General features: G+C 47.2%; 6 protein-coding genes. All 6 read left to right on the top strand.

The window, feature by feature from the left end:
• The first annotated feature begins 373 nt into the window (after positions 1 to 373).
• The 6 genes from ACLUYS_RS09205 to ACLUYS_RS09180 all read left to right on the top strand — a co-directional run bounded on the left by ACLUYS_RS09205 (position 374) and on the right by ACLUYS_RS09180 (position 5,638).
• Positions 374 to 940 carry a TetR/AcrR family transcriptional regulator gene (locus ACLUYS_RS09205; protein WP_412659673.1) on the top strand — a complete coding sequence of 189 codons (567 nt, stop codon included), beginning with the start codon at positions 374 to 376 and terminating at the stop codon, positions 938 to 940.
• Positions 937 to 1,554, top strand: a complete 618-nt coding sequence (locus ACLUYS_RS09200; RefSeq protein ID WP_288340592.1) for a TetR/AcrR family transcriptional regulator — start codon at positions 937 to 939, stop codon at positions 1,552 to 1,554. Before ACLUYS_RS09205 ends, ACLUYS_RS09200 begins: the two co-directional genes overlap by 4 nt.
• 245 nt (positions 1,555 to 1,799) lie before the next feature.
• A complete protein-coding gene (locus tag ACLUYS_RS09195) occupies positions 1,800 to 2,378 on the top strand; it encodes a hypothetical protein (RefSeq protein WP_230267432.1) in 579 nt (192 codons plus the stop codon).
• A 33-nt stretch (positions 2,379 to 2,411) separates the two neighbouring features.
• Positions 2,412 to 2,864: a DUF3284 domain-containing protein gene (locus ACLUYS_RS09190; RefSeq protein ID WP_412659672.1), complete on the top strand. Its 453-nt coding sequence runs from the start codon at positions 2,412 to 2,414 to the stop codon at positions 2,862 to 2,864.
• A gap of 225 nt (positions 2,865 to 3,089) precedes the next feature.
• Positions 3,090 to 4,274 carry an exonuclease domain-containing protein gene (locus ACLUYS_RS09185; RefSeq protein WP_288340588.1) on the top strand — a complete coding sequence of 395 codons (1,185 nt, stop codon included), beginning with the start codon at positions 3,090 to 3,092 and terminating at the stop codon, positions 4,272 to 4,274.
• 710 nt (positions 4,275 to 4,984) lie between these two features.
• Entirely contained in the window at positions 4,985 to 5,638 is a 654-nt protein-coding gene (locus ACLUYS_RS09180; protein ID WP_412659671.1) for a GntR family transcriptional regulator, read from the top strand.
• Positions 5,639 to 5,690: the final 52 nt, after the last annotated feature.

Raw genomic sequence — 5,690 nt, 5'->3', positions numbered from 1 at the left:
ATCTAATATTCAGTCTCGCGTATACCCGTCGATTGTTTGACACTTACTGTGAGAATAGGCAACATTGATGTTTTATCTAAATTTATTTGGGAAATATGCATATATTTGGGTAAATTCGGGACGACTCAGAAAAGCAGTCTTGGGATGGAGCTCTTATTTTGGATAAAATTGATTCACAGAAAAGACAATATCGTTTACAAAACAGATTGAGTCCGGCGCAATCGATATTCCTGTAAACCATTGCGAAACAGATCAGGCATTCTTTGAGTTGTTCGCGCATCACTCTGATAAATTTTTCTCATCCACCATTCACTCTGAAAAACACAGAAGGAGAATCGCTTTAAACATTGCCCGACAGAAGGGAGCGATACTTATGAGAAAGAAAAAGGCGGACCGCCGCCATATTTGCGAAATTTCAAAAGCCCTGTTTTTGAAAAAGGGCTATCAGGCGGTTACGATCGATGAAATCTGCGATCAGGCCGGAATCTCCAAACCGACGTTTTACGCGGCCAGACTGACGAAATCCGATCTTCTCGTCAACGTGTTCTGTCTTGACGAAAAGGAAATTCATCAAATTGCCAAATCGCCGCTTGGCGCTTTGGAAAAAATTGAAGCCCTTTGCGACAAGCTTTACGCGCGGCTTCTGCTTTCAGGCAAGAAGATACTGAACGATCTGCTGGCGGTCTCGCTGGAGCGGCCGGTTTTTGAAATCATCATCAGTCCCGAATGTAAAAACTCGATTGTGGATGCTGTTCTCGATGCACAAAATGCGAAACAGATTCTCAGCACGATTGACCCTCTGCAGCTGACGCAGATTGTGGGCAGCTGGCTTATCGGCCTTTGCATGCAGTTTTCGGTTTCGCAGATCGAAGGTACTTTTGAAGAGATGCATGAAGGACTTCATGCGCTGCTTCGTCGCAATGGGGAGGCGACTGTATGAAAATGGAAGAAAAAAGAGCGGCCCTGATTGCCGCCGGTATCGCCCTGTTCAAGGAAAAAGGCTATGAGAAAGTTTCGGTGGAAGAAATCTGCGCGCGGATCCATGTGACCAAACCGACGTTTTATAACCGGATCGGCCGCAAGGAAATGATTCTCATCCACTGGTTCAACGAACAGAGCGCGAATGCTTTGCCCGAAGCCCGGCAGATTCTGGAAGAAAAGGGTCCGCGCGCTGCTTTTCCTAAGCTCTTCTCCTGCTTTCATCAGATTGCGAACAGGATGGGTCCGGAACTGTATGCGGTCTATTCCAATTACATCCTTCAAAATCCGGACATCTATCATGTGGACTATGAAAAATGGCTGGATCTGGCCGCAGAATGCATTCGACAGCTGCAGGAAGAAAACGCGATCGAATCCCGCCAGGATCCGATGTCGCTCGCGTCTCTGCTCATGCAGATCAACGATGGCCTTTGCATCGTCTGGGCCAGTCAGGAAGGAAGTTTCGACTTACAGGGCGTCTTCTGCCAGTGGTCGAGCGATCTTCTCGGCTTTCATGAGCCGTTTATCGATCCAAACCCGTCGTATTGTGCCCCGCGCATTTCTGAGCCGAGCTGACTGGATTCAGCCCGACGGAATCCCGGGGCTTTTTATTTTGCTTTCCCTCCTTTCACGGTTTCAGGAGTTTTCTGCCAAGAGGGACCTGCATGTGGTCTCAGACTGCGACGGGTACAGGTGCAGACAGCTCCAGACGAATCGGTTTGAATCAGAGAAGCGGTCAGTCCAGAAGCGGGAAGGAACTGCGCAAAAGGAATCAGAGGAGGGAACACAGTTCGCTTAAATCGTGCTAAGATTTGTCGTATATGAAAACGCCTCTGAAAAAAACTCTGCTCTTCTGGCTCCTTATTCTTGCCGCCGCTGTAAGTGCCATTTTATGTACCCGCCAGTCTTCGTCCAGCCCGATCGCGCTGGCCGTTACGCTCGTCCTTCTTGGCTGGTATCTCTATCGCTATGCAGGCAATCGGCAAAAATCCGAAGCGCTGCCATCCGTTTTGCCGCAGGGTGCCAAGGATGCACTGGCCAGAGGCGAGATTCCGGCGTATCGCAGCGCTCTGAAATGCAAACCTGGAGAAACCCTGTACTGGGCGGATGCGATGCGTGTCGATTATGAAGGGGCGAAAGTGCACATTATTTATCTGACCGATCAGAGCCTGACCTGTCTGGATGAGGATTTCGCCTTTTCCTATCCGCTGAATCGTCTTGAACTGCGCCAGAACGGGGAACGCCTGAGCGTAAAAAAGGAAAAGACGACACTCATTTTTCGCGTGGCCAGTCCGGAAGCGTTCAGACAGGCGCTCGCTCTGATTGAAGGCGGACAGACATCTCTTCCATCGGCAGACCAGAAAACAGGAATGCCCGATAAGGCGGAAACGAAACAATAGAAAAGACAGAACGATACAGGCAAAGGAGAACGCATGCAAGTAGAAGTCACCCGTATTTTTGAAACGCCCGGCGATGTCCTCTACGATTTTCTCATGGAAAAAATTGCCCGTCAGATCTCGGAGCAGTATGGCGTACGCATCGAACCGGAAGATCTGACGTCCGGCTATGCTCTGAAAACCCGTCTGCTTGACGATCGAAGAGGGCCCGTTTTGCGTCTGCGCATACTGCAGGCGGTTCGTGGAGAGTCCTTTAAACTGGTCACCCTGCTCGAAGGACAGAAAATCTCCAATGACTATCGTCTGAACGCGGACGGATCCAGTACGAAGCTCACCATTCGCCAGACGGTGGAATCCAACGATTTTTCCGGTGAGAAAGAAGGACTGAAAGCCCGCCTGGAAAAGCGGCGGCGGATTGCCCGGCTGACCGCCATGCTCTCAAGCCTGAATGCGGACCTGACTAAAGCAAATCGCGATCAGAAACGCTAGTCGGACCTTTGTCCTGCTTTCTGGCTTTCGTGAGCGTGATTCTAAAAAGAACACAATGCCAACGCGTAGAATGAGGACAGAACCTGTGGATGTTTCAGACGGTTTATGGCTTTTTCTGCCTGCTGTACTAAATAACGATCGCCGCTGGAACGGGAAGGCGGTTCAGCTGCCTGTCCAATGGAGCAGCCGGATGACCAGTAAAGATTAGAATTTGGAGGATGGCCTATGCAAGATTTCCCCTATCCAGGAAAATTCACGTTTGTGGACGTGGAAATTCCAAACCTGAACAATGACTGTATTTGTGCCATCAGCATCATCGTTGTGGAAAATCATAAGGAAACGGAACGCCATACCGAACTGATCAATCCGAAAACGTTCTTTTCCGCACAGAACATTCAGATTCACCACATTTTGCGCAAGGACGTTCTAAACGCCCGTTCGCTGGAAGAATACTGGAAAGACTACGGCCGCTATTTTGAAGAGCCGTATATTCTCGTCGCTCACAATACGAACAGCGACATGTGCGTCATCAATAAGGATCTCTCCCGCTTCCATGAAAAAATCCACGCTTCCTACTACATCGATACGATGGATATCATGGAGCAGTTTTACTACCGCAAAAAGCAGAAAAAAGGGGATCTGCGCCTCAACCATATTGCCGAGCGTCTTGGCATTGAAATCGATCATCACAATCCGGAAAGCGACGTCAACGTCTGCTTTGAAATTCTGAAGTACATGTACCGCTATTTCGATATGGATCTGATGCCCTTTATCAAGCCGATCCCGGAATATCGGCCAAAACCGCCAAAACCCTCGCATAAGCCGTCCCGCAATCAGATGAGTCAGTTTCTGACGTATACGCGCCGGCAGATTTCTCAAAACGGGGAAAATGCGCAGATCTCGAAAAAGAAAGCCAAGGCCAGAGGCGATCAGGCGTTTCGTGCCCAGGATTATGAAGGCATCATTTTCAACTATGAACTCGCCATCGCCAAAGAATCGCTCGCTCCCTCGGTTTACATGCGGCTTGCCCAGACCTACGATGGATTGAACATGCAATACGATGCCATTCGGGTTTTAAACCGCGGCATTAAGCTGCTGCAGGATCATGGGGTGAACTGGTACGGCTTAAAAGGCGTCCAGCAGAAAATCATTCAGATGCAGACATCCAAGCTTGAAAAGCAGAAAGCCAGATCCAGCCGTAAGCTCAAGGAACAGGTTCGGGTACACAATCCAGGTGGAGCGACGGATCCGCAGATGCCTGCCGCAAAAGTCAGCCTCGCTTCTGCATCAAAAAAGCAGAATGCAAAACCGGCAAGACGAAAAGAAGAGAGCGGATCTGGTTTTCGGACGATGCTCAAGCGGCGAAACAAAGAGCGCGCCAGTCAGACCAAAGGGACAGTTTCGCGCTGAGCGGATTTTTTCTGGGGATTTTCTTCAAATTTTCTTTTCCTGTCTTTTCCATTCATACAGTTTTTCGATAAGCGTACCAAGACTATGGGAACGGTGCTTTACAGCCCGCTCCCTTTCTTTCGTCAGGGGAAGAAAAGAACAGATCCGCCGGAAATCCTGCCGCTGGATTTGATGGAGCATTGAGACTTGTGAATGCTGATAATTTTTGAAACATGCAACCGACTCATGTTTCAAAATACGTAAAAATCGCCTGAATCAACGGAATTTTAAAGGAAAATCGTCCGAATTCATTGAAAATGGCAGAAGCAATATTGCGTAACCTGTTGCTTAATTTACAATTCTCATTGGCTTTTTTCGATGCTGTTTAATGACACGCGTAATCTGAATTTGACAGACAAATAAATTGTATTTCTGAATATTCGTGTCATATTTAATGGTTTTGAAACGTTTCAATAGCAACACTATTTCTGCTGTTAAATTTCAAATCGTCTTTCAATTAAATACATTTGTCCGTTATAAATGGACAGAATACCCGCTGTCAAATAATCCTACTATTTGACTAGACATATATTCATACAAGATAATTCTATCCAATATGTGTTTAACTTATAAATAATATGAGTTTCCTTCACCAGAACCCTTTGTAGGAAATCAAATGATGGGTATACTACTTATAGCAATATGACGAAATCTGTGAAAAGGTAACCGCTATGAAAAAAAAGTACATGATGATTTATGAGGATGTTAAAGGCCGTATTTTAAGTGGAGAATACGAAGTAGGCGCTCAGATTCCGGATGAAAAAACGGTCTGCCAGAACTTTGGCTGTTCCCGCATGACCGTAAAAAAAGCCTATGACATGCTGGTGATGGAAGGACTGATCTATCGCAAGCAGGGACAGGGAAGCTTTGTTCTTTCCAGTAAAATCAATCGTCCGGAAGTAGAAATCCAGGAGAGAGAACTCGTTGGATTTACTAAGGCAACCAATGGAGAAGGAACCTCCAAAGTCCTTCGTTTCCAGCTGATGTTCGCCACGGAAAAGATCGCCAAGGCCCTGAACATCCATGTGAATGATCCCGTTTATGATATTTGCCGTGTCCGTCTGCTCAATGATCGCCCCTACGTAATTGAACAGACGTATATGTCTCCGGCTGTAATTCCAGGCCTGACTCTCGACATCCTGAACCATTCGATCTATTCGTATATCGAAAACGATTTAGGCCTTCGGATCGGCGCTGCGCAGAAAACGACCAGCGCGGATATTTCCAATGAGACAGACCATAAGGAACTCGGCCTTTCCGAAGTGGAACCGGTTCTTGTAGTGGAGCAGATCGCTTTTCTGGATAATGGCGTACCTTTTGAATAGAACTTTCCCAATGAGCTTAACTATACAAATCGCTCGTTTTTGAAATTTCATC

The sequence above is a fragment of the Allobaculum sp. genome (assembly GCF_047010065.1).
Taxonomy (GTDB): domain Bacteria; phylum Bacillota_I; class Bacilli_A; order Erysipelotrichales; family Erysipelotrichaceae; genus Allobaculum; species Allobaculum fili.
The sequence above is the reverse complement of the archived record's forward strand: the minus strand, read 5'-3'. Positions and strand labels throughout refer to the sequence as shown.